Here is a 24291-nt window from a genome sequence, read left to right on the forward strand (position 1 = left end):
ACGGTTGCCAGCCGTTTTACTTTGAATTATGGAATCCATATAATTATTGGAATCCAATAATTCATCCTAAACCTGCGATGAGCTATGTCTACAAGCGCCCCGTGCTCGCACGCCAGATGGCGAGGCAGCTCCTTCATCCGAGCGTGCTGGACGAAGGCTTGCGCTCCGGCCTGTTTCTGTCGGGGCTGCGGCGGATCGGCAAGACCACCTTCCTGCTGAACGACCTGATTCCCGCGCTGGAAGACCTGGGCGCCATCGTGATCTATGTGGATTTGTGGAGCGACACGCAGCGCAGCCCCGCCACGCTGATCCGCGACGCGGTCAGGAAGAAGCTGGAAGAACTGGAGTCACCACCGGCCGCGGCTAAGCGCAAGCTCAAGCGGCTGGCTGGCGCGGACGTCGGTGCGTTCGGCTTCAAGTTCGGTTTCAAGCTCGATAGCCTGGGAGAACCGGGCGGCGCCACGCTGGCTCAGGCACTTGCCGAAGTGGTGGACCAAGGCCGCACCGACGTCGTGCTGATCGTCGACGAAGTGCAGCACGCCATCACATCTGAGGAAGGCAACCAGATGCTGCTGGCGCTAAAGGCCGCGCGCGATGCCATCAATCCTCGGCCCGATACGCTGGGCCACTTCCTGTTTGTCGGCACGGGATCTCATCGGGCGCTGGTGGGCGAGCTGACGGCCCGGCGCAACCAGGCGTTCACGGGGGCCACGTCGGTGGCCTATCCGGTGCTGGATCAGGAATACGTGGCGTACCTGCTGGAGCGGCTGGCGGCGGAGGGCTTCACGGCCCAGCCCTCGCTCGACGTCGCCGTAAAAGCGTTTCAGACGCTGGGAAATCGTCCCGAGGAAATGATCAAGGCGCTACGTCAACTGCACTATCACCTGCCGCCCGGCAGCAACCCCGACGAGCACCTGCCGGTCATCGCCAACACCCTGCGTTCGACGGCCGCCGATATCGAGCTGATGAAGCTGGAGCAGCTTGGCGGCCTGGCCACGGCCATCTTCGACCGCATTGCGCTGGCCGAAGGCGACGCGCGCGGGCTGTTTTCCGCCGAGGCGGCAGCGGCCTATTCCAGGGCCATCGGACGCGAGGTCAAGGTGGAGGAAGCGCAACCCGTGGTCAACGAGCTGATGGCGACCAACCTGATCATGCGCAAGGGCCACGGCCTGTACGGCATCACCGACCCGTTCGTGCAGGAAATGTGGCGCGAGCGCAAGGCGATCGAAGGCAAGCTCTGAGGCAAAACGCCTCACAAGAAAAAATTTCGAGAATCCTGTCACAACCGTGTTCGCCGGCTCGTCTTACAGGCAAACGGATGCGAATTGCCGCGTCCGGCCTCCTTAACCAGACGAAAAGGTGAACCGCATGACTGCAGCACGTTTCAACTTCTTCCCCCTTGCCCAGGCCAGCCAGAAGGCTCTGATTGCGCTGTCGCAATCGTGCAAGAACAGCTCGCTGGGCGAGCGCCTCGTCGAAATGGTCCAGCTGCGCGTGTCGCAGATCAACGGCTGCGGCCTCTGCATCGACATGCACTGGCGCGACCTGATCAAGCAGGGCGTGGACCCGCGCCACCTGAACGCCATCGCCGGCTGGCGCGAAGCGCCGTTCTTCGATGCCCGCGAGCGCGCCGCGCTGGGCTGGGCCGAGGCCATGAACGCGCTGCCGCATCGTGACGATACCGACAAGGCCTATCCGGAACTGCGCGAACATTTCTCCGAGGAAGAAATCGCGCAACTGTCGTATACCGTGGCCGCCATCCGCGCCTGGAACGTCATGAACCTGAGCCTGCGCAACCAGATTCCGCTGAATCCGCCGCCGGGGATGTAAGTTCTTCCGATGGTCTTCCGAGTGGTTTCCTGCCTCTCCCATTCATGAACGATGGAAGTAGACGGCCGGCGGCTCACGCCGGGATCGTCTCGGCTTGAACCGCTGGCGCTGTCCGCCGCCCCTCTCTCGCATCGCGGGAGAGGGGCGAAAACACGTGGCGCCTCGGAACGAATCAAACCGCAACCGCTGCCCGCTGCCGTGCCACTTCGGCTTGCGGCGCGCTGGCGCTGTCCGCGTGCAGCGTGAAATCGAAGCGGATTTGCGCGAACGGCTTGTTGACGCCCAGTGCCTGCATCGCGGCCGGGTCATCGACGCGCGTCACCGGCGGCACCAGCCCGTCGCGCGTGGCGAACGCAAAGTCATCCCACAGGTACGGATCGCCATCGATATTGATCTGCGTGGTCAGCTTGCGATGCCCCGCCGCCGAAACAAAGAAGTGGATATGCGCCGGGCGGGTGCCGTGACGGTCGAGCTGCTTCAGCAGGCGGTCGGTCGTGCCATTGGGCGGCACGCTATAGCCCACCGGCATGATGCTCCGGAAACGATAGCGCCCTTCCCCGTCGGTCACGATGCTGCGACGCAGGTTGAAAGCGCTCTGCGTAGGGTCGAAGTACGAGTAGTTGCCCAGCGAATTGGCATGCCAGACTTCCACCACGGCATTGGCCAACGGCTTGCCGCCAGCGTCCCTGACCTGCCCTTCCATCACCAGCACCTCGCCTTCATCGGTACCGTCATCGAGCCGTGCCTCGCCCTGCGCCACCGGTGCGCCAGCCACATACAGCGGACCCTCGATGGTACGCGGCGTGCCGCCCGCGATACCGGCCCTGGCTTCGGCCTCATCCATGCGCAGGTCCAGGAAATGGTCGAATCCAAGCCCCGGCGCGATCAGCCCCAGCTCGCCCGCGCGGCCAGCCTCGGCCAGGAAATTCAGGCCGGACCAGAACTCCTCGGGCTGCACGTCCAGGTCTTCGATCATGTGGAACAGGTCGCGCACCATCCGGTGCACGATGGCCGCAATGCGCGGGTTGGCGTTCTGCCCCGTGTTTTCTTCGATACGGTTGAGCACGGCGTCGATCTGGATCTTGTCCATCATTGTCTCCTTGGTGGGGTCTTTGTCTGACTACGTCGTTACAGCGAACGGAACAGCGGACTGCGGGTGGCCTGGCTGGCGTCCGCGGCCGACAGGAATTTCTCGGTGAAGATGTCCTTCTCGAACAGCCGCCCCTGCATCAGCTTTGCGATGCACGCTTCGATCATCGGCGGCGGCCCGCACAGGTAGGCGCGCCAGCCACGGAAGTCGTGACCGAAGTGGCTCGATGCCACGTCATGCACATAGCCGCGCTCGCCAGCCCACGCGCTGTCCTGCGGCTCGGCCGAGAGCACGGGCACATAGGTGAAGTTTTCGTGCCGGGCGGCCAGCGCCTCGAACGACTCGCGGTAATACAGTTCGTCGGCGGTGCGCGCCCCTTGCACCAGTACGATCTGTCGCGGATCGCCGGAATCCAGCAGGTCCAGCACCATCGAGCGCGGGCTCGACAGTCCCGAGCCGCCCGCCATGAACACCAGCGGACGCGGATCGCTCTTGCGCACGAAAAAGCGCCCCAGCGGACCGGAGAGCTGCAGCCGCTCGCCGACCGCGAGCTTTTCGTGCACGTAGGTCGTGGCGCTACCGCCCGGCACCAGGCGAATATTCAGCTCGATCTCGTCCGATGACGGCGCCGAGGCAATCGAAAACGCGCGCGGGGCCGCTTCCTGCCCGATCCAGGCGTTGACGTACTGTCCCGGCTGGAAGCGCAGCGCATCGGCACCCTCGACGCGCAGGAACACACCCTTGATGGTGGGCGTCAGTGCCTCGATCCGGGTGACCTCGGCCGTGAAATCCATCAGCGGCAGGCACTCGTGATCGGGGTCCGGTTCGATGTCCGCCTCGATGGTCATGTCCGACAACAGCGTGGCGCAGCAGGCCAGGCACTTGGCCTCTTCACGCTCGAAATCCATCAGGGCGAACGGCGACGCTTCGCCGTGGTCGAGCTCGCCTTCGAGGCTCTGGACCTTGCAGGTGCCACACAGGCCGTGGCCGCACGCGTGTGGCAGCCAGATGCCGGCACGCAGGCAGGCGTCGAGCACGGTCTGGCCTTCGGCAACGTCGATGGTCTGGCCGAGCGGTTCGATGGTCAGTTGATAGCTCATGACAACCTCCACTCAATTCAATTGCAGGAACCGGCAATACCGCCAAGTTCCGGAGTACGCAGCCGCAGCAGCGACTTGTGGCCCAACCCGTTGGCGACCAGGCTGGCCTGGGCGTCGGGCGTGAACGGCGTTTCGCCGCGCAGCCATTCGACCTTGGCCCAGTCGATGGATGCGCCCTCGGGATGCGCCCCCAGCAGCGGCACGATCACGTTGTCGACCAACGCGCCGAACGGCATGTCGGGCGGCAGCGGCAACGTGAATGGGCTGCAGAACAGGAGGTGTCGGTCCCAGCCGAAGTACACGAGCTGGTTGCCATGAAAATTCTCCACGCGATCGCGGACTTCGCCCGTGTAGCCGGGCGCCAATGCGATGACTGGCATGATGTTGTCTCCTTGGTTGCGCTGTGCTTATTCGTGCCCGGTCCAGCGCTGCCAGTTCGCCCGGTCTGGCGAATCGGCATAGTCGCCGCGGTCTTCCGGCTTCAGGTGGTACCAGTCCAGCACCTCGGGCAACGTGGCGCCGCCGCAATTGCCCTGGAAGATCTGGTGCACGGGCAGCCACGACTGCACGTATTTCTCCGGCTCGCCCAGAAACACATCACGGCAACCATCCGAGCAGAAGTGGTAGTGCTCGCCGTTGTGTTCGGCATGGCGGTAGCAGATCTGCGTCGGGTCGTCAGGCTCGGTGAAAGCCATCGGGATCTGGCAGATCTGGCACAGCATCGGCAAGCCAGGGTTGGTCCAGCGCTGGCCGGCCTCCTGCTGTTGCTTCCAGTAGTCGAAGCGCGGACGGTAGTGCTGATCGAAGCTGTCCGGATACTTCTGCGCGAGCCAGTCCATTTCGGCCGGCTCCGGCACCCAGGTGTGGAACGCCGCCGCGTGGTTGAAGTTGTAGAAGATCGACCATGCGATATGGGACAGGTGATCCTTCTCCTTTGCCGCCTGCTCGTGATACTTCGGCATGCGGACGCCATAGCGCGCCAGGTCCGTGAACAGCGCGCCGCCGTTCTGCTCGAAATAGATCTCCCAGGCTTCCTTCCAGCTCATCACGCGCTTCGGGCACATGTAGTCCATCATCATTGCCACAAGCGTCAGCAGCCGGTAGCCGCGCCAGAACCACTTGTCGATCCACTTCTGGATGATGGGCAGGTTGGCCGGGTCCTGTTCGAGCATGAACTTGACCACTTCCAGGCCGAGCGTCATATGGCGCGACTCATCGGACTGGGCCGAGAAGCCGAACGTCACCGTGGCCATATCGCCGTTGTAGGCGGCGCCCGACATGAACGGCATGAACAGCAGATTGGTCAGCACATATTCGAACGAGAACGAGATGGCCGTGATGAACTCGAACGGCCCGGCCGTCATCGCGTCCTCGAAGTACGACTTCGGCACCGACAGGTACCAGAGACGGTCATGCAGATGGCGCCAATCTGAAAATCCGTTGAAGAACTTGTTGTAGTGGCTGATCGTGTGGACCTGGGTCTGGCAATGCCGCAGCTCGTCGATCGATTGCATCTGGCACGCCACGCGCGCGCCCACGCCGCGCAGGCTTCGGCCGGCCATCGCAAAGCCGCGATGCGCGGCGTACTCCAGCGGCGACACACCGGTCAGGAACAGCTTCAGCGCATTGACGTAGCGGGCATCGCTGATATTGAGCTGGCCGTTGTTCTGCTGGAAGGCGTCGATGATCGCGTAGAGCTTGCGTTCCTTCTCCGACTGGAATTTCCAGTACGCATCCATCGTCAGGCGGAACGGGTCTTCCCAGCCGTCCCAGTCGTGAATCACGATGCCTTCGAATTTGTCGTGCGGAAACACCTTGTCCATCGACTGGTAGGTGGTGTCCCAGCCCAGGTCGCGCGTCAGGATCGCGTACTTCTCCTTGAGCGACAGCTTGGGTTTCGCGGCGGCGCGGGCGGCGGCCGCAGTGGCGGTAGCGGTGATCATTTGTCTCTCTCCTGCTGTCTGTGCGTGCGGATCAGTGCCAGGCCAGCACGAACGCGTCTTCGGTTTCGTCGATATTTCCGGCCAGCGAGATCAGGCCGAGCTGCAGTTCCTGCACATCCCACTCGCGGCCAATGCGCTCTTCCACGCTGGCACGCAGGATGGAAAGCCGGCCCGGTGCGTCGATCTTGACCATCGCCGGGTAGCGGGTGACCTTGGCGTGCGGGTTGTCGGCTTCAATCGCTTCGATCACGGCGCGCATGTCGTCGGTGGCTTGCAGTGCGATAAATACGGGTGCGTCACTCATGCTGGTCTCCCTGTTGCTGGATCAGGCCCAGGCCGTTCAGGCGCTCGCGCAGCGCGTCCACGGCTTGCCCCAGTTCGGCGTCGGCATCGGTATCGAACAGCCGCATCGCCAGCGGCCGGAGCGCGTGCGTAAACCGGTCGAGCCAGCCAAACGCGAATTCGCCAATCACCGCCGCATTGCCGGGGCTTTCCTGCGCGGCCGTCTTCACCGTGGCGTCCACCCAGCGTGCCGATTCGCCATACCAGGTGGCCATGAAATCGGTGACCAGCGAGAACGCGGGGCCGATATCCGCGCGGCGCCGGTCGAACTGCTGGTAGACCAGCGGATACACCAGGCCGTCGAGCACCAGGTTCTGCGCCACGTGCAGCTCGAACCAGTCGTCGCGCACCAGCAGGTCTTCCGTGGCGTGGCGCAGCGGTTGCCATGCCATGTCTTCCATCCATGCGGTCTTGGCCTGGTCCACGGCTTCCTTGTCGCCGATCAGCAGGCCGATGCGCGTCAGGTATTGCGCGATGCCCAGGCGGTCCATCGTGTGGAACATCGCCGCCTGCGTGATGGCCGAACCAAAACCGTAGGCGGTGATGGCTGCGTTGTTCATGTTGGCCGCCCACTCCAGGTGGCGCAGCGGGACGATGGCCGTCGTCAGCAGCTCCCGCGTCTCCGCCGGCAGCGTGCCGAGCAGGCCGCGCTTTTCGACGAATTCGAGGTTCTTCTCCATCGTGTCCTGCTGGCGGGCACGGGCGTTGACATACGCGCCGTAGAAGTACTGGCGCGGGTCCTTGAGCGCATACCAGTCCTGCATCACCACGCGGGTGCGGCGCACGTCGTAAAGCTCGTACTGCGGCTGCCAGAGCGGGCGATAGTGAAAGCTCGTCACGGGCTGCAGGTCGAACATCGCTTCCTGGTAGCGCGTGGCCGGCTTGTCCGCGCCGAGCCGCCGGGCGATATGGGCAAAGGTCTGCCGGATCGGACTGACACTGCTGTCGGTCCGGATATCGATTTGCATGGCTGTCTCCTTGTGGGTGTGATTGCGTTACTGCAGCAACTGGGCGCGCTGTTCGCGGCAGAACGACTGGAACTGCTCCGGCGGCATCACCAGCTCCACGAAGATCTGTGGGTCGCCGATCGAGAACTCGAACTCGACCCAGCGTTCGTCGCGTTCCACCACGCGCACATAGCGCTGGTCGGATGGGGAAAGTGGCATGTCTCGCTCCTGTTGCCTTGCACGCGCCGGGCCGCGGCGCATTTTTTTCGAAGTCTGGTGCGAGACATATAGCGAGCACCGTGCCAGCAGGCGTCAATCGTTGTGGCACAAGGGTTTGCGGGCGATGCGGGTGAATTTTCGGGGCCAGGCCGCTTGATCATTTGGTGAGGTGATCAGGGCCGATTTCATCAAATGATCAAATCGCCCCGCGCTGCGTTGCAGCATTGGTTCGACAGGCCGCATTTGCCCCTATCCGACGATGCGAAAGCCCGTGCTAGGCTTGCGGCAAGACCGAGGTGTTTCGGCAGAAAACGCCCGCAAGGATTCTGGAGTGAGAGGATGACAACGCCCCCCAAACCGCCGCCGTTCGACCTGGCGTCGCTGCTGACCATCGATGCCAAGGCGGCGCAGATTCGCCTGGGCGAATCGCGCATGGTCCTGATGCACACCGAGGCGCTGAGCTATCTGCGCCGCGAGATCCTGGACACCCTCGGGCTGGAGCGCGGCAAGGGTCTGCTGATCCGCATGGGCTACGCGCAAGGCATGCGCGACGCCGAGATGGTCAAGCGCGAGCGCAAGGAGGAACTGGCCAGCTCACCGCACGAAGCGTTCCTGTGGGGGCCGCAGTTGCACATGCTCGAAGGCGTGACGCGCGTCGAGCCGGTGCGCCTGGAGGTGGACCGCAACACCGGGCACTTCTACGGCGAATTTCTCTGGAAGGATTCGTGGGAGGGCGAAGCCCCATTCAACGAGGAGCTGAGCCGCGAAGAAGCCGGCTGCTGGGTGCAGCTTGGCTACGCATCGGGCTACAGCAGCACCTTCATGGATCGGCTGGTCATCTACAAGGAAACCGAATGCGCGCGCCGTGGCGACGACCAGTGCCGCATCGTCGGCAAGCCCGCCGAGGAATGGGACGATGCCGAATACCTGAAGTACTTCGAGCCCGATTCCGTGATCAGCGACCTGCTCTCGCTACAGCAGGAAGTGAGCACGCTGCGTGAAACGCTGTGCGGCGCCAACCAGGGCAACCTGATCGGCCAGTCGCCCGCGTTCCGCGAGGCATTCACGCTGCTGTCGGCCGCGGCGGACAGCCATATCACCGTGCTGCTGACCGGCGAGACCGGCGCGGGCAAGGAGATGTTCGCGCGCTGGCTGCATGACAACGGCCCGCGCAGCGAGCAGCCGTTCATCGCGGTCAACTGCGCGGCAATTCCGCATGAACTGATCGAATCGGAGCTGTTTGGCGTGGAAAAAGGCGCGTACACCGGCGCCCAGCAATCGCGCCCGGGCCGCTTCGAGCGCGCTCACGGCGGCACGCTGTTCCTCGATGAAATCGGCGACCTGCCGCCCGCCGCGCAGGTCAAGCTGCTGCGCGTGTTGCAGAACAACGAGGTGGAACGGCTCGGAGGTGTGGAAGCCCGCAAGGTCAACGTGCGGCTGATTGCCGCCACCAACGTCAACCTTGCCCAGGCGATCAAGCAAGGTCAGTTCCGCGCCGACCTGTTCTACCGGATCAGCACCTACCCGATTTCGATTCCCGCCCTGCGCGACCGCAAGGAAGACATCCCCGAACTGGCGCAGTCATTTATCACGCGCTTCAACGCGCTGTACCAGAAACAGGTGCGCGGCCTGACCGGCCGGGCGCGCGACGCGCTGGTGCAGTACCCCTGGCCCGGCAATATCCGCGAACTCGAAAACATGATCGAACGCGGCGTGCTGCTGGCCCCGGCCACGGGAATGATCGATGTACCGCATCTGTTTGCCAGCCAACAGGCCGGCGCGGCAAGCCAGGACGCCGGCGAGGATGCCGACGCGCTGATCGAAAAACTGCTGAACCACCAGGTGTCATTGCCGCAGATCGAGGCAAGGCTGATGCAGCTGGCGATCACGACGACGCGGGGAAACCTGTCGTCGGCGGCACGGATGCTCGGGATTACGCGCCCGCAACTGGCGTATCGGCTGAAGAAGTAGGCAGGCTTCCCGAGCCGGCGCGCGCGGCCTCGCCGAATAAGTATTTACCCCTAGTTTTCATATAACCAGAAAAGCGTAAGGTAGCGGCCTATGCAGACTAGGCCCTTCACCCTGACCGAGCGCGTGATCCAGCAATTGCGCGGCGAGATCGCCGACGGAGTATTTCCCGTTGGCGCGCGGCTGCCCACGGGCAAGCAACTGGCTGAGCGTTATGGCGTCAGTGCCGCGGTCATCCGGGAAGTGACGGAGCACCTGCGCTCGCAAGGCATGATCGAAAGCCGGCAGGGGCTGGGCAGCACCGTGCGTTCGCGCGTCAGCGACAGCGGTTTCCGCCTGGCCGGTAATGCCGATGTCACGGACCTGGCGGCCATCTTCGAATTGCGGATCGACCTGGAAAGCGCGGCCGCCGCAATGGCGGCGCGGCATCGCACTAGCGAGGACGTCAGCCGCATGGCCGCCCTGCTCGATGCCATCGCCGCGCGCATCGACGATGCCGAACACGGCGTGGAGCCGGATATCCAGTTTCATATCGCCATCGCCACGGCCACGCATAACCCGTATTACCTGCAGTTGCTGCAGTACATGAACCTGCAGTTGCATCACGCCGTGCGCACGGCGCGCGTCAATTCCAGCCGCCAGCCCGGCCTGCCCGCGCAGGTGCATGCCGAGCACGTGGCGATCTTCGATGCCATTCGCGCCCGCGATGCCGATCTGGCCCGCCAGCGCGCCACGGAACATCTTCGCAATGCCGCGGGCCGCCTGGGCCTGCCACTGCGTCAGCCCTGAATCTCCAATCGAGCGACCGAGTCACATCATGTCCAACATGCCATTCGCCCAACGCCTGACCGAAGCCCTCGGCCCCGAAGTCGTTGCCACCGCGCCAGACGATGTCGCGCCGTGGCTGTCGGACTGGCGCGGCCTGTACAAGGGCCATGCCCAGGCCGTGATCCGCCCGCGCACCACCGAACAGGTAGCGCAGGCGCTGGCCCTGTGCCAGCAGGCCGGCGTGCCCGTGGTGCCGCGCGGCGGCAATACCGGGCTGTGCGGCGGCGCGGCGCCGGACGTCAACGACGCCAACGTCGTGATCAGCCTCGACCGCATGGACAAGATCCGCTCGATCGACACCATCGCCAATACGATGGTGGCCGAAGCGGGCTGCATCCTCGGCAATCTGCGCCGCGCCGCCGAGGAAAACGACCGGCTGTTCCCTCTGTCGCTGGCCGCGGAGGATTCATGCCAGATCGGCGGCAACCTGGCCACCAATGCCGGCGGCGTCAATGTCGTGCGCTACGGCATGACGCGCGAGCTGGTACTCGGCGTGGAAGCGGTGCTGCCGAACGGCGAGATCTTTCATGGCCTGCGCACGCTGCGCAAGGACAATACCGGCTACGACCTCAAGCAGTTGCTGATCGGTTCGGAAGGCACACTCGGCATCATCACGGCCGCCGCGTTGCGCCTGTCGCCCCGCGCCGATTCGCGCGCCGTGGTGCTGGCCGCGGTGGAATCGTCACGGCAGGCGCTGGAACTGTATTCGCTGCTCTTCGCACGCTGCGGCGCCCGGCTGCAAGCCTATGAATTCTTCACCGGGGCGTGCCTTGACCTGGTGCTGACCCACGCGGAAAACGTCCAGGCGCCCTTTTCCGAACGGTATCCGGCCTATGTGCTGCTGGAAATCGCCGATACGGCATCGGAGGACGTGCTCAACGCGCTGCTGGAATCGGTCATCGGCGAGGCCCTGGAACAGGGCCTGTGCCTGGACGCGGCCGTTTCCGCATCGCTGGCCCAGTTGCAGGGCCTGTGGCGCCTGCGCGAGGAAATCTCCGAGGCGCAGCGCGCCGACGGCCTGCACCTGAAGCACGATGTATCGCTGCCGATCGAGATCATCCCGGAATTCATGGCGTCGATGGAAGCGCGGCTGCACGCGCGGCACCCTGGCATCCGCCCGTTCATCTTCGGCCATTTTGGCGACGGCAACCTGCACTACAACCTGTCGCGCCCGCTGGGCGCCGACCCCAAGTGGGCACTCGGCGAAGGCAAGCCCGTCAGCGACGAAGTGATGGAGGAAGTGGCCCGCTACAACGGCAGCATCAGCGCGGAACACGGCATCGGCCAGCTCAAGCGCGACGCCTTCCTGGCGTTGAAAGACCCGCTCGAACTGCGGCTGATGCGTGCCATCAAGCAGGTGTTTGACCCCAGCGGCATCATGAATCCGGGCAAGCTGCTCTGACAGCGTTCACCGCCCGGTCCAATCGCTATACTGGGAGCCTTTTCCTGCATACCGCCACAGAACGGTTCCCAAATTGGCTGATCAAGACCTGAGCAAGCTGAAAATCGACCGCAGCGCCATGACGCCGGCTCCGCGCCGGCGCCGTCGCTGGGTGCGCTACGCGATCATCGCAGTGATCCTGCTGGTGGTCATCGGAGTGGGCGCGCGGCTGGCGGGTCCGCAGCCCGTGGAAACCACCACGATCACGGCCGCCTACCCCTCACAGAACTACACGCTGCTGAACGCCACGGGTTATGTGGTACCCCAGCGCAAAGCCGCCGTGGCATCGAAGGCGCAGGGCCGCCTGGAATGGCTGGGCGTGCTGGAAGGCTCGCGCGTGAAGAAGGACGAAATCATCGCCCGCGTCGAAAGCCGCGATGTCGAGGCGTCGGCAGCCCAGGCGCGCGCGCAGGTGCAGGTGGCAGAAGCCAACCTCCAGTTGCAGCAGGCGGAACTGCGCGATGCCGAGGTCAACCTGAAACGCTCGGAAATGCTGCTGGAGCCGAAGGCGATTTCGAAGCAGCAGTACGACGCCGACGTGGCCCGCTACAACAAGGCGCGTGCATCCATCAGCAATTCGCAGGCGTCGATCACCTCGGCCAAGGCCAATGCGCGCGCGGCGGAAGTGGCGGTTGAGCAGACCGTGATCCGCGCGCCGTTCGACGGTGTGGTGCTGATCAAGCATGCCAACGTCGGGGACAACATCACGCCGTTCTCTGCCGCCGCCGATACCAAGGGCGCGATCGTCACGATCGCCGACATGGACACGCTCGAAGTGGAAGCCGACGTCGCCGAATCGAACATCGCCAGGATCACGGTGGAGCAACCCTGCGAAATCCTGCTCGATGCCCTGCCCAACCTGCGCATGGCCGGCCGTGTCTCGCGCATCGTGCCGACGGTCGACAGGTCCAAGGCCACGGTGCTGGTCAAGATCCGCTTTGTCGACCGCGATCAGCGCGTGCTGCCCGATATGAGTGCCAAGATCGCTTTCCTGTCCAAGCCCGTGCCGCCCGAGGACAGCAAGCCGCTGACCGCCGTGCAGCCGTCCGCCGTAGTGGAGCGCGACGGCAAGCCCGTGGTCTTCCTGCTGGCCGATGGCAAGGTCCGGCAGGTGGCCGTCACGCGCGGCGCCAAGGTTGGCGAACTGGTGGCCGTGCAAGGCGTGAAGCCCGGCGACACCGTGGTGCTGGCCCCAGCGGACAAGCTGGCGGATGGCGCCAAGGTCACCGTGACAAAGAAATAAGCTATGGCCGAAGCCAACGCAGCGCCTGCTCCCCTCGTCTCGATCCGCCATCTGGCGAAGTCGTACCAGCGCGGCGCGCAGACAGTGCCCGTGCTTTCCGACATTTCGCTCGATATCGCCGCCGGCGATTTCATCGCGCTGATGGGGCCGTCCGGTTCTGGCAAGAGCACGCTGCTGAACCTGATCGCCGGCATCGACCGGCCCGACAGCGGCGAGCTTCTGGTGGGCGGCGTCGACATTTCGACCTTGCCCGAGGCGTCGCTGGCGGACTGGCGCGCCGCGCACGTCGGCTTCATCTTCCAGTTCTACAATCTGATGCCGGTGCTGACCGCGTATGAGAACGTGGAATTACCGCTGATGCTGACCCGCTTGAGCCGCGCGGAGCGGCGTGAGCGCGTGGAGATGGTGCTGGGCATGGTGGGACTGGCCGACCGTATGGATCATTATCCGAGCGAGCTTTCAGGCGGGCAGCAGCAGCGTGTGGCGATTGCCCGGGCGCTGATCACCGACCCGACGCTGATCGTGGCCGACGAGCCGACGGGCGACCTGGACCGCAACTCCGCCACGGAAATCCTGGCGATGCTGCAACGGCTCAACGCGGACGTCGGCAAGACCATCATCATGGTCACGCACGACGCGCATGCCGCCGAGGCCGCCAAATCGCTGGTCCACCTGGAAAAAGGTGAACTGATCCAGACCGAGCCGCGCGGTTGAAGCATCGAGGATTCTTCGCATGTACCTGCCCAAGCTGATCGCCCGCAACGCGATGCGCCACAAGCTGCGCACCGCGCTGACCGTGCTTGGGCTGGTGATTGCGGTGCTGGCCTATGGATTGCTGCAGACCGTGGTCGACGCCTGGTATGCGGGCGCGTCGGCGGCGTCGAATGCGCGGCTGGTGACCCGCAACGCGATCTCGCTGACATTTGCGCTGCCACTCAACTACGAGTACCGGATCAAGGGCGTCGACGGCGTCACCCAGGTAGCGCGCTCGAACTGGTTCGGTGGCGTCTACCGCGACCCGAAGAATTTCTTCGCCCAGTTCGCCGTATCGGACAACTACCTCGACCTGTATCCCGAATTCATCGTCCCGCCCGAACAGCGCGCCGACTACCAGCGCGACCGCCGGGGCGCGCTCGTGGGTCGGCAACTGGCGGATCTGTATGGCTTCAAGATCGGCGACGTCATCCCGATCAAGGGCACGATCTACGCGGGCACATGGGACTTTGTGGTGCGCGGCATCATGGAAGGCCGCGACGAAAGCACGATCACTCGCCAGATGGTGTTCCACTGGGACTACCTGAACGAGACGGTGCGCAAGAAAACCTCGAAACAGGCCGACCAGGTGGGCGTCTTCATCCTGGGCGTCGACAATCCGGACAATGCCGCCGCGATCTCGCGGGCCGTCGATAACGTCTTCAAGAATTCCCTGGCCGAAACGCTGACCGAGACCGAGCAGGCGTTCCAGCTCGGCTTTGTGGCGATGTCCAACCAGATCATCGCGGCCATTCGCGTGGTGTCCTACGTGGTGATCGTGATCGTGATGGCCGTGATGGCCAACGCAATGGCGATGAGCGCGCGGGAGCGCATCACCGAGTACGCCACGCTCAAGGCGCTGGGCTTCGGCCCCGGCTTCCTGTCGATACTGGTGTTCGGGGAATCGATGATCATCAGCGCGTTCGGCGGCGCGCTGGGCATGTTACTGACACCACCGGCCGCCCGCTTTTTCAAGCAGGCGGTGGGTGGTGTGTTCCCGGTCTTTACGGTGTCCCACGAGACCATGATGATGCAGGCCGCCTGCGCGCTGGTGGTGGGGCTGGCGGCCGCCATCGTGCCGGCCGTGCAAGCCGCGCGCGTGCGGATCGTCGAGGGCCTGCGGGCCATTGGCTAACCGGGATCGAACGCAGATGGTCATCCCGCTTCACTACATCGCACGCAACGTCTGGGCCAGACGCCTGACCACGACGCTGACCGCCGGCGGCCTGGCGCTCGTCGTGTTTGTCTTTGCAACCATGCTCATGCTCGACGCCGGCCTGAAGCAGACGCTGGTGACCACGGGCGAGCGCGACAACGTCGTGGTGATCCGCAAGGGCGCCGAAACCGAGATCCAGAGCGCCATCTCGCGCGACCAGGCCGCCGCGCTGGAAATGTACCCTTCCATCGCCATGACGCCCGAAGGCCGGCCGATGGCGTCGCGCGAGGCCGTGGTGCTGATCTCGCTGACCAAGACTGGATATACGACGCCGTCGAACGTGGTGATCCGTGGCGTGTCGCCGCTTGGTGCGTCACTGCGGCCGCAGGTTCACCTGACCGAAGGACGCATGTTCAAGCCGGGCTCGGCCGAAATCATCGTCGGCAGCGGCATCGCCAAGGGGTATGGCAACGTTCGCATCGGCGACCATCTGCGCTTTGCGCAGCGCGACTGGACCGTGGTGGGCCATTTCGACGCAGGCGGCAGCGGCTTCGATTCCGAAATATGGGGCGACGTGGACCAGCTCATGCAGTCGTTCCGCCGTATCAGCTATTCGTCGATGGTGCTGCGGCTGGCCAATACCGACGCCTTCGACAAGTTCCGCGCCGATATCGACGTGGACCCGCGCCTGGCCAACGAGGCCAAGCGCGAGCAACAGTTTTATAGCGACCAGTCCAAGGCGCTGTCGGCGTTCATCAATATCCTGGGGCTAACGCTGACGACCATTTTCTCGGTGGCCGCGATGATCGGCGCCATGATCACGATGTACGCTTCGGTGGCCAACCGCGTCGGCGAGATCGGCACGCTGCGCGCGCTGGGCTTTCAACGGACCAATGTGCTGATGGCGTTCCTGGTCGAGGCGGTGCTGCTGGGATTGGTGGGGGGCATCGCCGGTCTGCTCTGCGCGTCGCTGATGCAGTTCGCGTCATTCTCGACGACCAACTTCCAGACATTCGCCGACCTGTCGTTCCGCTTCGTGCTGACACCGGCCATCATCGTCAAGACCTTGCTGTTCTCGATGGCGATGGGATTGATCGGCGGATTCCTGCCGGCGCTGCGCGCGTCGCGGCTCAAGATCGTGGATGCATTGCGGGCGCGGTGAGCGATACCCCCTGCCGCCTACCCCATCACTTCTTCGCAAACCTCCAGCCACGCGCGCGCCGCGTGCGACAGATACCGCCCCGGTGACCAGATATGGGCCAGCGCCCAGTCCATCGTCGGCTCCGTCAGGCGGGCCACGGCCAGCTTGTCGCGGGTTTCCAGCCTGGCCAGCAACGGCTCCGGAAGGAACGTGGTGCCTAGCCCCGCCGCGGCCATCGACGCCAGGAAGTCCCAGTGGCCACTCTGCGCCACCACATGGGGTTCGATGCGTGCGTCCAGAAAGGCCTGACGCAGCTTGCGCGTCAGCGAGAACTCGTCGGTCAACATCACCAGCGGCTCGTCGCGCAATGCTTCAAGCGTGACCGTGCGGCCACTGGCCCATGCCGCGCGGTGCGGGCCGACGGCCCAGATCGGATACTTGGCGAATTGACGCGTCTCCAGCGCCAATCCGCTGTCGCCCGGCAAGACGGTGGCGCCAACTTCAAGTTCGCCATTGGCCACCTGCTGCTCCACCACCTGCCCGCCATGCTCGGACAAAGTGAGCTGCAGATTGGGATAACGCTTGCGGAACGCGCTCACGGCGGGTGAGAAGAACAGGTTCACCATCGGCGGTATGCCCACCGTCAGCTGGCCCCGCCCAAGCGATGACAGGTCCGCCACCTCCAGCGTCAGCCGGTGCACCACGCCCAGCGCTTCCTGCCCCCGGTCGTAGACCACCCTGCCGACATCGGTCAGCCGCACCGACTTGCCTTCGCGGATCAGCAGCGGCTGGCCCACTTCGTCCTCCAACTGCTTGACCATCTTGCTGATGGTCGATTGCGTGACGTATAGCGATGCCGCCGCCTGCGTGAAACTCTTCAGGCGCGCGGTCTCGACGAAGTAGCGCAAGGCGCGGATGTCGATCGGCATGGAAGTTTTTCATGAATATTTCGACTGAAGCCGCGAATTTTAAATCATGACTGGAATTTTTGCAGCGCGACTACACTGCGGTCCAACGCCCCCAATTGCCGGACCACCGGCGCATCACAATCATGGCTAGCTGGCCACATGCCCGGCAGTGGCTGTTCTCGCTGAAGGCATTCGCGGCCGCGATGCTGGCGCTCTATATCGCTCTGTCCTTTGGCCTGCCGCGCCCTTACTGGGCAATGGCCACGGTCTATTTCGTATCGAATCCGCTGACGGGCGCCACGCGCTCCAAGGCCGCCTATCGCGTGGCCGGGACGATACTGGGGGCCACGGCCGCGGTCATCACGGTGCCGCAACTGGTGAACATGCCGATCGTGCTGACCGGCGCCGTGGCGCTCTGGATCATGGTGCTGGTCTACCTGTCGCTGCTGCAGCGTTCGCCCCGCAGCTACGTCTTTCTGCTGGCCGCGTACACGCTGCCGATCGTCGCGCTGCCCGCGGTGATGCAGCCGGCCGACATCTTCGACATCGCCGTGGCGCGCATCGAGGAAATCGTGATCGGCATCGTGTGCGCGAGCCTGGTCGGGGCCATCGTGTTCCCGGCCAAAGTGGCGCCGGCACTGCGCGAGCGCGCGCGCATCTGGCTGGATGACGCCGCCGCCTGGGCCAGCGACATCGTCGCCGCCAATCCACGCGCCAGCGCCAGCCGCCACCGGCTGGCGGCGGACATGCTGGCGCTGGACCAACTGATCGTGCACCTGTCGTTCGACGTCGAAAGCGGACAGGCTGTGGAGCATGCGCGCGCGCTGCGCGCCCGCATGTCGCGGCTGATGCCGGTACTTTCCGGGCTGGAAAGCGTGCTTCACGCGCAGCGCGATACCAAATCGTGCACGCTGCCCCGCCCCGCGCTGGAGCAGGCGGCCGCCTATCTGGGCACCCGGCGCGACGCGCTGATGCGCGCGTGCGCGGACCTGCAGCAAGGCATTGGCGACCGGCCCCACCCGCGCGCCGCCATCACACTGCCAGACGAGCGCACCGACACCGAGGCGCCCTATCACGACCACGCCATGCTGGTATTCGGCGCGGTATCGGCCGGACTGGCCGTGTTCTGCGCCGGACTGCTGTGGATCTTCTCGGGCTGGGAGGATGGTGGCGGTCCGGTGGCGGTCTCGGCTATCGCCTGCTGTTTCTTTGCGACGATCGACGAGCCGCGCCCGGTGGCACGATCGTTCTTCCGCTGGGCGACGATCTGCCTGCTGATCTCATCGTTCTACCTGTTCATGGTCGTGCCCCACGCGCAGACGTTCGAGACACTGACGGGCATGCTGGCCGTGCCCTATCTGGGCATCGGCATGCTGATCACGCGACCCGGCTTCAACCTCATCGCCATGCTGCTGTCGGTGAACACGGCCTCGTTTGCCAACGTGCAGTCCGTCTACGACGCCAACTTTATCGGCCTGTTCAATACCAGCCTGGCAAATGCGGCTGCCATGCTGTTCGCACCGCTATGGGCGATGCTGGCGCGCCCGTTTGGCGCCCACGTGGCGGCGCAGCGACTGATCCGCGCGAGCTGGCAGGACCTGGCGCGTGCCGCGACATGGCGCGCCACCGATACCCATACCTACGTCGGCGCGCGCATGTTCGACCGTCTCGGACAATTGATGCCGCGCCTGGGCGCGAGCGGCGGGCGGCTGGCGTCAGACGGTTTCACCGAGTTGCAGATCGGCTATTGCACGCTGGCCTTGCAGCGCGCCCTGCCCGCTTTGCCGCTGCCGGTGCGCAAACCCGTGCGCCGTGTGCTCGGCATCGTGGCCCGGCATTTCCGGGCGCGCATCAAGTCCGGCCATGCGGTGGCCGCGCCAGCCGCCCTGCATCAATGGATCGAGACGTCACTCGCGCAAATTCCGATGGTGCAGGATCGCACCCTGGCCGCCGACGTTCAGTGCGCGCTCGTGGTGCTTGGCATCACGTTGCATACACATGAAAAAAACGAATGATTTGATATTTGTTAAATCATCACAAGAATAGAGCCGGACGCCTACACTTCGTCCCGTGCCGCACCACTCCGATGCGACATCGCCCACAAGGCGTTTCGGGCGGCGCGCCCCCCCCCCCCATCCCTGCCGGTGCGCCGCCCACCCAATCTGTTGAAGAATTCCATGCACAACTACACCATCAAATCCCTGCTTGCCACCACGATGCTCTGCGCCTGCACCCTGGCTGCCGCGCAATCCGGCCACGGCCTGCAGGACCGTGGCGTCGACGGTGACCGCTACGGCTACACGATGCACAACGGCCCCCGCGACGTATTCACCGAAGGCGCGAATGTCCTGGAAAAGCGCGATGTCTATACCGACGGCGCCTACGGCACGCGCAAGCCCGATCCGTACACCGACGGCGCCCGCAAGACGGCTGGCCTCGACCGCACGGGCGTTTCGGCGCCGCCGGCTCACAGCGCCTGATTGACCTGCCTCCTGCTTCTTTTCTGCTTTGTTCTCGTGAGATGAACTTGCCGCGTCCGGTTTCGGACGCGGTTTTTTTTGGATCGCGGGACGCCCTGATCCGGCTACGCCGCCGCGCGGCGCATCAGAACCGCATCCGTTGCAACTCGTCCATGCGCAGGCGATAGGCGCGCATCAGGCACGCCTTGTCGCTGCATGTGTTGCGGGAATGTCTGAGCCAGTCGCGTTGCCCGTCCCGGAGCGCGGCCTTGTTGGTGGCACTGCCAAGCCTTTTCGCGTACAGACCGGCGAGTTCCTGATCGACTCGCGTCAGTTCCGAATCTCCGCAAACCAGCTTCGATGGCGTCGTGGTCAGCTTGCTGCAGTCGAGACTCCGCATCAAGGCCGCCCTGGATTCGGGACGATTCTCCAAGCTGCCCGGCTTGCAAAGGCCCTGCAACGATCTGCACACGACGTTGCGCCCGACCCAAGCCATGTCCCGCGCGCCATGATCGGCAACAAAGCGGTTGATGGCGGCATGACTGACGCCCCTTTGCATCGCGTTGGCCGCGACGATCTCGTTGCAGAGTGAATCGCCGACGTAGGACTGTCCAACCCGCTTGTAGCAGCTATGAAAGCCCAGTTGACCGGACCCGAGGATGCTGCGGCGCTCTCCCGACGCAAACACGATCGAGGCGCATGCGGAGGCACACCGGGCGTTATCCGGAACGACCGCATAGACACGAATCTTGTCCATGACATCGACGAGCCGAAAGGCGGCCTCAACGTTGCCGCCGGGACTGTTCAGGATCAGCGTGACCAGCCCTTCGTCGTCCCGGTCCGCAAGCCGCGCGACGGCACGGAATCTATCGGCATCGCCGTCCTCGACCCGGCCCTCCGCGATAATCATCCGTTGGTCGAGCTGAGGCTGGTGATAGAAGCGAAACTCCATGCCCAGGGCGTCGACCGGAAACACCAGCGCATGGAGACAGAGCCAGGACAGCAGTGCCGCAGCCGTTCGCACAGCCGCTTCGCCGCGCGTCCGCCAGGCAATAAGGCGCATCGGTCCCCTCCAGCGCAGGCACAGTGACGCGGATAAGCGTATCCAAAATGGGGGCGGCCTGCCGGGACGTTTTTCTTACCGGCGCGCGTCCTGTGCGGCCTGTTCTGCCCACCCCCCGATTGCATCGAGCAGCAAACCCGAGCCGTGTTCGCGCGACCCGGCATCGTCGTATCCGTCCAGGAACGCCCCGTGCTCGGTGAGCGTCAGCTGCGTGCCCTGCCCGACCGATTTCAGCTCGAAGATCGCCAGCGACACGGAGATCTTGCGCTCGCCCATATGCATTTCGTAGCTATAGACCAGGCGCTGCTCGGGGATGACGTCGAAATAGACCGCGTCGAACGTCGACACCAGCCCGTTGTCCCACTTGCCCTGCAGATGCTCGCGGCCGCCGGGGCGCACATCCATCGAACGTGACACGGTCTCGTAGCCCTTGCCGCCGTGGAACCACTGAGCCTTGGCGGCTGGGTCGCTGAGCGCGCGGAATACCAGCGAAGGCGGCGCGTCGTAGGTCCGGGAGATCGAGAACGTGCCGTGAGCGACCGAACGCGGCGGCGCTTCGGCGGCAATACGTGCCACTTCCTTTTCGAGCCGATCCAGCGTCTGCTTCCAGCCCGCCTCGGCGCCGCGCGTGAAGTCGCCGGCCGAAGGGTCGAGCATCGTGTACGCCTGCGTCACCGTCATCTCGGTGCCGCCACACACCGTCTCGAAGCCAACCGTCGTCAGGGCGTTGAACAGATGCCTGCCTTCGGTGGTTTCCACGGTCATATCGACCACGAGCCGCGAATGCGGGGTGATTTCGACATAGTGGCCGCGAATCCAGTGATCGAATTCGCCGTTCTCCGCGCGCATGCGCAGGTCGAACTTGCCGCCAGGCCGAAACTCCACTTCGCACTCCGGGACCGTAAAGCCCTGCGGACAGAACCAATGCTTCAAGTGGTCCGCCGCGCACCAGGCTTTGAAAACCAGATCGCGCGGGGCATTGAACGCGCGCGATACGGTCAGCGTGCGCTGCGTCACGGGGGTCTCAGTTGCTGTTGCCATCGGATGCTGCCTCCTTTTTCATGGTTTCCAGATACGCGCCCAGGCGGTCGAAATGGCCTTCCCATTCGGCACGGCGGGCACTGATCCATTGCTCTGCCTCACTGAGCGCATTGGGCGCCATGCGGCAGGTGCGAACCCGTCCGACCTTCTCGGTATGCACCAACCCGGCATGCTCCAGCACCGACAGATGCTGCATCACCGCTGGCAGCGACATCGCCAGCGGCCGTGCAAGATCGGAGACGGACAACGGCCCGCGCGCCAGTTGCGCCAGCATCGTGCGCCGCGTGGTATCGGCCAGCGCCTGAAACGTGGCGTCGAGAGGGTCTGAATAGTTAAGCATCTCCTTTAGTATAGAGACGCGCGATAGTTAAGCAAGGACTTTAGTGAGGGTTTTCGGGAAACTTCGGGAACGGGTGCGGGACGGGCAGCTACCGCTGCAATCCGGCGATCCGGGCCATGACCTCAGCCAGTTCCGGGCAAGGCTTGAGCTGGTCGATCAGCCATTGCACCGATGCCGCCAAGCCGTCGGGGTCGTAGTCGGCGGCAAAGCTGTGCAGCGTGGCGCCGTGCAGAAAGAGCCTGAGCGCAAGCAGCTCGGGATCGGGCGAGGCGTCGGGGTCGTAACCGAACAACTGGATAGGCACCTGGGCAAGCAGCGGCCCTACCGCGTCGGCCAGCCGCCGGTCCCCACGGGAAGCCATCCAGACTTCGAGAATAGCCAGCGACGTATGCCGCTGGCGCCGATGCACCAGCGTATGGAGCATCAGATGCAGCCGCACGCGGGGCGACATCACACCCAGCATCGCCAGCTTCCTGGCTTCGGTATCGAGCAGGCTTGCCACCATCGCTGGCAGCAGGTCGTAGCGACCTTCCGGAAACTGGTGCCGCAGCGATCCGCGGCTGATACCGGCCATCTCGCAGACGCGGGCTTCGCCGAAGGCGGCATAGCCTTGCTCGATCAGCAATGTGGTGGCGGCATCGATCAGCGCCTGTCTTGTGGATGCGCTGCGTTCAGCTTGGGTGGGCATGGCACGGATTGTAACGACAACGTCATTAATGTGGTTTGACCGATCAACCGAGCCGCCGTCGTCACTTGGCGAAGAAGACACCGCCAGGACCACCGTATACATACAGGCGGGTGCGCTCCTGGGCGTCGGATAAGCCCGCGCTGCTGCAATGGGCCGGGAAAGGGCGTATTCTGGCGAACTTGTCATTCGCGCGTCGTAGGCGTAGTGTTCGGCATCGCCTGAGGCTCAGGCGCATCGCCTCGACCTGAGAATGTGCCGGAGCCGCCCTTCCTGATTGTTTGACGGATGAACCAGAAATCCCATAAATACCCAGATGAACCGCCTTTGCCGTCCACCTGGGATGCCCGCCTTGCCCGACATCTCGTACGGCCCCTCAAGAACACCCGTGTCACCCCGAACCACCTGACCACGCTGCGGCTGCTGATTGGCGTCGCCGGTATCGCCTGCATTGCGCAAGGCGGCTACGCATGGTCCAACTGGGGTGCCCTGCTGGTCGTGCTGTCCAATTTCGTGGATCACACCGACGGCGAGTTGGCGCGAATTAGCGGCAAATCGAGCAAGATTGGCCATTTTTACGATCTGGCGAGCGATGCACTGATCACGGTGCTGCTGTTCGTCAGCTTCGGCATGGCCGTCGCCAATACGACCGTGGTGACCGACGCATTCGGCCCGGTGCTGCGTGGCACGATTGCCGGCCTGGCCGTTGCGCTGATCTTCTTCCTGCGCATGCGTATAGAATCGCGTGTTGGCAAAAGTGGCACCAAGCAGGCTTCGGCGGGCGGCTTCGAAACGGAAGACGTGCTGTATCTGCTGCCGCTGGTGACGCTGACGAATGGCATCGGTCCCTTCCTGACCGCCGCCTCGATCGGCGCCCCGCTGTTTGCCGCCCTGGTCATCATCGATTACTGGCGAGTCATGCGGCGCCCCCAGCCAGTCGCAACCACCAACGATCACTGAGTCAGCCCAATGCCAGAGCAAGTTACCGGCGACATCGCCATCGCGCCGCACGCCGCGCGCGAAGCCGAATCCGTAGCCACCCGTCCGGCCGCCCGTCGCCCGGACGCGGCGGTGGCCGGTGTCGTGGCGCAGCTCGACACCGCCGCCCTGCGGCAGGACTTCGACCGCCAGGGTGCGTTCCTGTACCTGGACAAGTTTCTCGGGACCGATGAAACCGCGCAGCTCGTCGCGCTCGCCCGCGGGCTGCAGGCGGGCCTCAATCGCAACTACCTGCCCGGCCACAAGCAGGGAGGCAGCGTCAGCCGCCATACGATCGACGAGAAAGCCCCGTTCATCGCCGAGCTGTATCGCTCGAAGGCGCTGATCGGCTGGCTGGAACAGGTCACCGGCGACAAGCTACAGGTCTGCCCCGATACCGATCCGCACGCCTACGCGCTCTATTACTACACGCGCCAGGGCGACCACATCGGCTGGCACTACGACACGTCCTACTACGATGGCCGCCGCTACACGCTGCTGATCGGCGTGCTGGACGAATCTTCGTGCCGGCTCGATTACGAACTGCATACGCGCAACCCCGACATTCCCGATGAACCGGGTTCGGTGCAGATTGCACCGGGCGGCATCGTGCTGTTCGATGGCGACAAGCTGCGCCACCGCATCACGCCAGCCGGCCCGAACGAGATCCGCGTGTCGCTGACCTTTGAATACGTGACCGATCCTGGCATGCGGCCGTGGCTGCGCTTCATCTCGAACATGAAGGATGCCGTGGCGTACTTCGGGTTCCGCCAGGTGTTCCGGCGCATGCTGGGCGGCAAGTAAGGAAGCAGGTCC

Annotated in this window: 25 protein-coding genes; 13 read left to right on the forward strand and 12 right to left on the reverse strand. The window is 64.3% G+C overall.

Annotation, left to right across the window (positions count from 1 at the left end; translation table 11 throughout):
* Positions 1–77: 77 nt before the first annotated feature.
* Both AC3FLX_RS20995 and AC3FLX_RS21000 read left to right on the forward strand, forming a co-directional pair.
* Positions 78–1241 carry an ATP-binding protein gene (locus AC3FLX_RS20995; RefSeq protein WP_488699239.1) on the forward strand — a complete coding sequence of 388 codons (1164 nt, stop codon included), beginning with the start codon at positions 78–80 and terminating at the stop codon, positions 1239–1241.
* Between the two features lie 127 nt (positions 1242–1368).
* Positions 1369–1830 (forward strand): carboxymuconolactone decarboxylase family protein, encoded by a 462-nt coding sequence (locus AC3FLX_RS21000; RefSeq protein ID WP_488699240.1) that lies wholly within the window; start codon positions 1369–1371, stop codon positions 1828–1830.
* A 172-nt stretch (positions 1831–2002) separates the two neighbouring features.
* On the opposite strand, the gene catA is transcribed toward AC3FLX_RS21000, so the two are convergent.
* From catA to AC3FLX_RS21035, 7 genes are read right to left on the reverse strand one after another with little or no spacing between them, the layout of a single operon-like run.
* Positions 2003–2920, reverse strand: coding sequence for a catechol 1,2-dioxygenase (gene catA / locus AC3FLX_RS21005; protein ID WP_488699241.1), 918 nt, complete (start codon positions 2918–2920; stop codon positions 2003–2005).
* Between the two features lie 38 nt (positions 2921–2958).
* A complete protein-coding gene (locus tag AC3FLX_RS21010; protein WP_488699242.1) occupies positions 2959–4020 on the reverse strand; it encodes an NADH:ubiquinone reductase (Na(+)-transporting) subunit F in 1062 nt (353 codons plus the stop codon).
* A 17-nt stretch (positions 4021–4037) separates the two neighbouring features.
* On the reverse strand, positions 4038–4400 hold the full coding sequence (locus AC3FLX_RS21015; RefSeq protein ID WP_488699243.1) for a phenol hydroxylase subunit P4: 363 nt from the start codon (positions 4398–4400) through the stop codon (positions 4038–4040).
* 27 nt (positions 4401–4427) lie between these two features.
* Entirely contained in the window at positions 4428–5963 is a 1536-nt protein-coding gene (locus AC3FLX_RS21020) for an aromatic/alkene/methane monooxygenase hydroxylase/oxygenase subunit alpha (protein WP_488699244.1), read from the reverse strand.
* A 31-nt stretch (positions 5964–5994) separates the two neighbouring features.
* Complete coding sequence (locus AC3FLX_RS21025; RefSeq protein ID WP_488699246.1) at positions 5995–6267, reverse strand: MmoB/DmpM family protein; 273 nt, start codon at positions 6265–6267, stop codon at positions 5995–5997.
* On the reverse strand, positions 6260–7273 hold the full coding sequence (locus AC3FLX_RS21030) for an aromatic/alkene monooxygenase hydroxylase subunit beta (protein WP_488699247.1): 1014 nt from the start codon (positions 7271–7273) through the stop codon (positions 6260–6262). The genes AC3FLX_RS21025 and AC3FLX_RS21030 overlap by 8 nt, the downstream gene beginning before the upstream one ends.
* Positions 7274–7300: 27 nt before the next feature.
* On the reverse strand, positions 7301–7471 hold the full coding sequence (locus tag AC3FLX_RS21035; RefSeq protein WP_488699249.1) for a phenol hydroxylase subunit: 171 nt from the start codon (positions 7469–7471) through the stop codon (positions 7301–7303).
* A 339-nt stretch (positions 7472–7810) separates the two neighbouring features.
* Between AC3FLX_RS21035 and AC3FLX_RS21040 the strand changes: the two genes are divergently transcribed.
* From AC3FLX_RS21040 to AC3FLX_RS21070, 7 genes are all read left to right on the forward strand, one after another.
* The gene (locus AC3FLX_RS21040; protein WP_488699250.1) at positions 7811–9442 is read left to right on the forward strand and encodes a sigma 54-interacting transcriptional regulator; all 1632 of its coding nucleotides are present in this window, start codon (positions 7811–7813) and stop codon (positions 9440–9442) included.
* 90 nt (positions 9443–9532) lie between these two features.
* Positions 9533–10228: a FadR/GntR family transcriptional regulator gene (locus AC3FLX_RS21045; RefSeq protein ID WP_488699251.1), complete on the forward strand. Its 696-nt coding sequence runs from the start codon at positions 9533–9535 to the stop codon at positions 10226–10228.
* A 28-nt stretch (positions 10229–10256) separates the two neighbouring features.
* Positions 10257–11669 carry an FAD-binding oxidoreductase gene (locus tag AC3FLX_RS21050; RefSeq protein WP_488699252.1) on the forward strand — a complete coding sequence of 471 codons (1413 nt, stop codon included), beginning with the start codon at positions 10257–10259 and terminating at the stop codon, positions 11667–11669.
* 73 nt (positions 11670–11742) lie between these two features.
* Entirely contained in the window at positions 11743–12951 is a 1209-nt protein-coding gene (locus AC3FLX_RS21055) for an efflux RND transporter periplasmic adaptor subunit (RefSeq protein WP_488699253.1), read from the forward strand.
* Between the two features lie 3 nt (positions 12952–12954).
* Positions 12955–13665 (forward strand): ABC transporter ATP-binding protein, encoded by a 711-nt coding sequence (locus tag AC3FLX_RS21060; protein WP_488699254.1) that lies wholly within the window; start codon positions 12955–12957, stop codon positions 13663–13665.
* A gap of 19 nt (positions 13666–13684) precedes the next feature.
* On the forward strand, positions 13685–14839 hold the full coding sequence (locus tag AC3FLX_RS21065) for an ABC transporter permease (protein ID WP_488699255.1): 1155 nt from the start codon (positions 13685–13687) through the stop codon (positions 14837–14839).
* A gap of 16 nt (positions 14840–14855) precedes the next feature.
* Positions 14856–16022: an ABC transporter permease gene (locus AC3FLX_RS21070; RefSeq protein ID WP_488699256.1), complete on the forward strand. Its 1167-nt coding sequence runs from the start codon at positions 14856–14858 to the stop codon at positions 16020–16022.
* Between the two features lie 17 nt (positions 16023–16039).
* Here AC3FLX_RS21070 and AC3FLX_RS21075 read toward each other — a convergent pair whose 3' ends face one another.
* Positions 16040–16930 carry a LysR family transcriptional regulator gene (locus AC3FLX_RS21075; RefSeq protein WP_488699257.1) on the reverse strand — a complete coding sequence of 297 codons (891 nt, stop codon included), beginning with the start codon at positions 16928–16930 and terminating at the stop codon, positions 16040–16042.
* 122 nt (positions 16931–17052) lie between these two features.
* On the opposite strand from AC3FLX_RS21075, the gene AC3FLX_RS21080 reads away from it, so the two are divergent.
* Positions 17053–18924, forward strand: a complete 1872-nt coding sequence (locus tag AC3FLX_RS21080) for an FUSC family protein (protein WP_488699258.1) — start codon at positions 17053–17055, stop codon at positions 18922–18924.
* Between the two features lie 162 nt (positions 18925–19086).
* Positions 19087–19389 carry a hypothetical protein gene (locus tag AC3FLX_RS21085; protein WP_488699259.1) on the forward strand — a complete coding sequence of 101 codons (303 nt, stop codon included), beginning with the start codon at positions 19087–19089 and terminating at the stop codon, positions 19387–19389.
* Positions 19390–19513: 124 nt separating this feature from the next.
* Here the strand turns inward: AC3FLX_RS21085 and AC3FLX_RS21090 are convergent, their stop codons facing one another.
* The 4 genes from AC3FLX_RS21090 to AC3FLX_RS21105 all read right to left on the reverse strand — a co-directional run bounded on the left by AC3FLX_RS21090 (position 19514) and on the right by AC3FLX_RS21105 (position 22500).
* Complete coding sequence (locus tag AC3FLX_RS21090; RefSeq protein WP_488699260.1) at positions 19514–20431, reverse strand: ATP-dependent Clp protease proteolytic subunit; 918 nt, start codon at positions 20429–20431, stop codon at positions 19514–19516.
* A 75-nt stretch (positions 20432–20506) separates the two neighbouring features.
* Entirely contained in the window at positions 20507–21472 is a 966-nt protein-coding gene (locus tag AC3FLX_RS21095; RefSeq protein ID WP_488699261.1) for an SRPBCC family protein, read from the reverse strand.
* Entirely contained in the window at positions 21456–21812 is a 357-nt protein-coding gene (locus AC3FLX_RS21100; RefSeq protein WP_488699262.1) for an ArsR/SmtB family transcription factor, read from the reverse strand. The genes AC3FLX_RS21095 and AC3FLX_RS21100 overlap by 17 nt, the downstream gene beginning before the upstream one ends.
* An 88-nt stretch (positions 21813–21900) precedes the next feature.
* A complete protein-coding gene (locus AC3FLX_RS21105) occupies positions 21901–22500 on the reverse strand; it encodes a TetR/AcrR family transcriptional regulator (protein ID WP_488699263.1) in 600 nt (199 codons plus the stop codon).
* 285 nt (positions 22501–22785) lie between these two features.
* On the opposite strand from AC3FLX_RS21105, the gene AC3FLX_RS21110 reads away from it, so the two are divergent.
* Both AC3FLX_RS21110 and AC3FLX_RS21115 read left to right on the forward strand, forming a co-directional pair.
* Positions 22786–23457, forward strand: a complete 672-nt coding sequence (locus tag AC3FLX_RS21110; RefSeq protein ID WP_488699264.1) for a CDP-alcohol phosphatidyltransferase family protein — start codon at positions 22786–22788, stop codon at positions 23455–23457.
* Positions 23458–23466: 9 nt separating this feature from the next.
* Complete coding sequence (locus tag AC3FLX_RS21115; RefSeq protein ID WP_488699265.1) at positions 23467–24279, forward strand: HalD/BesD family halogenase; 813 nt, start codon at positions 23467–23469, stop codon at positions 24277–24279.
* Positions 24280–24291 lie beyond the last annotated feature (12 nt).

The organism is Cupriavidus sp. 291-E7, assembly GCF_057798835.1.